The organism is Clostridium sp. (genome assembly GCF_017888565.1).
Classification (GTDB): Bacteria; Bacillota; Clostridia; order Clostridiales; family Clostridiaceae; genus Clostridium.
In genome coordinates this window covers 1-2,844 of sequence record NZ_JAGHFX010000078.1, presented here as the reverse complement: position 1 = coordinate 2,844, position 2,844 = coordinate 1, and the positions used below count along the sequence as shown (strand labels likewise).

Annotated in this window: 5 protein-coding genes; all 5 read right to left on the bottom strand. The window is 25.7% G+C overall.

What is annotated here, in order from left to right:
- Positions 1 to 339: 339 nt before the first annotated feature.
- Positions 340 to 549 carry a helix-turn-helix transcriptional regulator gene (locus J7M87_RS14865; RefSeq protein ID WP_291652045.1) on the bottom strand — a complete coding sequence of 70 codons (210 nt, stop codon included), beginning with the start codon at positions 547 to 549 and terminating at the stop codon, positions 340 to 342.
- A 7-nt stretch (positions 550 to 556) separates the two neighbouring features.
- A complete protein-coding gene (locus J7M87_RS14860) occupies positions 557 to 874 on the bottom strand; it encodes a DUF6442 family protein (protein WP_291652043.1) in 318 nt (105 codons plus the stop codon).
- Between the two features lie 197 nt (positions 875 to 1,071).
- On the bottom strand, positions 1,072 to 1,248 hold the full coding sequence (locus tag J7M87_RS14855; RefSeq protein WP_291652041.1) for a DUF3970 family protein: 177 nt from the start codon (positions 1,246 to 1,248) through the stop codon (positions 1,072 to 1,074).
- Positions 1,241 to 2,446, bottom strand: coding sequence for a 3'-5' exonuclease (locus tag J7M87_RS14850; protein ID WP_291652039.1), 1,206 nt, complete (start codon positions 2,444 to 2,446; stop codon positions 1,241 to 1,243). The genes J7M87_RS14855 and J7M87_RS14850 overlap by 8 nt, the downstream gene beginning before the upstream one ends.
- 57 nt (positions 2,447 to 2,503) lie before the next feature.
- A partial coding sequence (locus J7M87_RS14845; RefSeq protein WP_291652037.1) for a hypothetical protein occupies positions 2,504 to 2,844 on the bottom strand: 341 nt, incomplete at its 5' end.

Sequence of the window (2,844 nt, the reverse complement as noted above, 5' to 3'; positions counted from 1 at the left end):
CTCCAACTAATTTGTTATTTAAGACAATTATGAATTTATTATAGCATATTTTAACAATTCTATATTATTCAATTTTCAAGATTCTCTTAGTTCGTACTTAATTCATATTGCTTTTTATTTTTGAATTACGCACTAAAAAATACCGCATATTCACTTTTGAATAATACGATATTTTTATAATAAGTTTAATATTCTTAATCATTTTTTATTTTTCTTACTAACTAATACACCACATCCAACAATACAAATAATTAATGTTATAACTCCCCATGATGACCACCCACCAAACTCCATATACTTTACCTCCTAAAACTCCATTATAAATTATATTTTAATATTTTATTCAAAATAAAATAACTCTTCAAATGTTTTATCTAATGCAATACAAAGTATCAATGCAAGTCTTGCAGTTGGGTTAAACTGACCCGTTTCAATCGAACTTATTGTATTGCGTGATACTCCTACTAACTTAGCTAAATCATTCTGCGAAAGACCTTTTTCAGCTCGTGCTACTTTTAATCTATTTTTTAATATTAAGCTTTCATCCATAATATAGTTACCTCAATGTAGTCAATATAAATTTTACCGTAAATAATATTGAAGAAATACCTGCTGCTATTGTCGTAATAAGATATACTCCTTTTTTGGTAAAACAAAACTTTCCATAAGCTTCACCAGCAATAAATATCCAAAAAAGTGGAGATATAGCGAAAAATGTCCTAGGATCACCTAAAAACAAATTAAATATAGCAATAAATATAAATAATATTGCAAATGCAATAAACCCTATCTTACGACCTCGATTCTCTGCATATTCCATCCCTTCATCATTATTAGATTGTCGGCTTTTTTGTAAAATTTCATCCTTCTTCATAAATCCTCCCTGTAAAGTTTTATATTCATTTTGACAAGTTTTATTGTCAAAACAATTATAATACTTTCAATATTTATATGTCAATATTTTACTAATAGTCTATAGAAGCTAAGCCGTTACTATATTAATCTATTAATGAAATATAAATACAGAATTATTAAATTTTTAAAGATCATTTAGTTCGCAATGTAATCAATTTATTCATTAGATATTTGCTCTATGATATTAGCATCAATATAAATATTTGAATATTGATTATTTCCACGACCTTTATACTCTCTGCTTATATTTAAAACTTCAAAATTCTCTTTAATTTTTTCTATTGCAATATCTTTTTCTTCATCATAAGCATAAGTTAATCTAATTTTAATCATCTTTATTCCCTTCTTTAACATTTCTATAATACAAAGAACAATAACCATTTCTTACTCTAAGAAAAGCATAAATTTCTTCTCCTTCACGAACTGGCTGCTTAATTTCTTTACATCTAGTTTTGGATAATAAAACATCTTTAAATGCTCTATATTCACTTGGCTGGATCATTGGCTTTTTAGTAGTTCTGCAATATTCAGCAGTATAGAAACCATAACTATTAAAAACTGGTACTTTCTTTTTTTCCTTCAATACTAAGCCTAGTTTTTCCTTCATCTTATTTATTTTTTTCTCTAATTTTATAACCTTCTCATTTTCTTCTCTATATAACCTATAATTTTCATATCTAGCTTTTCTTAATTCATCATTCTTTCTCTCTAAATCAGAGTTTTTTTCCTTCAATTTTTCTACATCTTCTAACAATAAATCAAAATCAGCTTGTAAACATTTATCTACCCAAATAGAAAAAGATTTAGGTGAATTATATGATATATCATGTATTTTATAATCTAATAATTCCTGGTATTTAAAATCATCATAAGCTTTAATTTCACCATAAAAATAACCTTTAATTCTTTTTGCTCCAATAGGATAAACTCTTAACTTTATAGCATTATTATTAACCCTTACCCATGCTTCACCTAAAAATTCTTTAACTGTTTTTCCGATATATTCTTTCCCTTCATATCTACTCTCATTGTTTATTGCCTTGTTGTAACAATATAAAGTAGCCTTACAATCTTCTAAACTATCATGGGCATTACCTAAGTAATAACCATAATATAAGCAACAATCATCTAATGACTTCCAAGTATAGTTCCCATAATATTCATTCCATTGCCCATAAATTTCTGCAAATTCATACATCAAATCATAAATGTTAGTATTAAACTTAACTCCATACTTCTTTAAAAAGCCTACTTCAAAATCTGCATTATAAATAATAATTTCAGCAGCATTAGTTAATATATCACTTAAAATTTCTACATAATCTTCAAAAGGCTTTTTATCTACAACCATAGCTGGACTAATACCATGTATTTCTTCTGCTTCTTCCCAGGTGCTAATATTTTTAGACTTACAATACTCATTTATTAAAACATTTCCGTCCAGATCTATAGCACTTACTTGTAATATTTCATCATATTTAGAACTTAATCCAGTAGTTTCAAAGTCTAAAACAACTTTTCTATATCTCATACTTTCTCACCTCAATAACTTTAATTTACCTTCAATAAATAGGAGGATATATTCCTTCTATTTATTACTTGTTTTTTTAGATTGTTTATTCCCTTTAATTAAAGTTTTTATTTCTAAATCTTTAGAAGATATTACATTATTTAATGATTTTAATTCAGATTCTTTTAATTCAATATCTTTTTCTAAAGATACTATATTATTATTAAGTTTAGATATTTCATTTTCAAATTCAGCTTTTAACTTATCTATCTTTAATTGATTTATTGTAGCCTCATTATCTTTAATAGCTTCAATTTCAGTTTTCTTTATAGAATTAAAAGTATTAATAGTTCCTTGTAGCATTTCAACATTAACTTGTAAACTTGCATTTTTCCCTTCTAAAATTACTTTCTGCTCTT

Coding starts and splice junctions, on each gene's coding strand:
- J7M87_RS14865 (WP_291652045.1), bottom strand. CDS start 549: ATGGATGAAAGCTTAATATTAAAAAATAGATTAAAAGTAGCACGAGCT.
- J7M87_RS14860 (WP_291652043.1), bottom strand. CDS start 874: ATGAAGAAGGATGAAATTTTACAAAAAAGCCGACAATCTAATAATGAT.
- J7M87_RS14855 (WP_291652041.1), bottom strand. CDS start 1,248: ATGATTAAAATTAGATTAACTTATGCTTATGATGAAGAAAAAGATATT.
- J7M87_RS14850 (WP_291652039.1), bottom strand. CDS start 2,446: ATGAGATATAGAAAAGTTGTTTTAGACTTTGAAACTACTGGATTAAGT.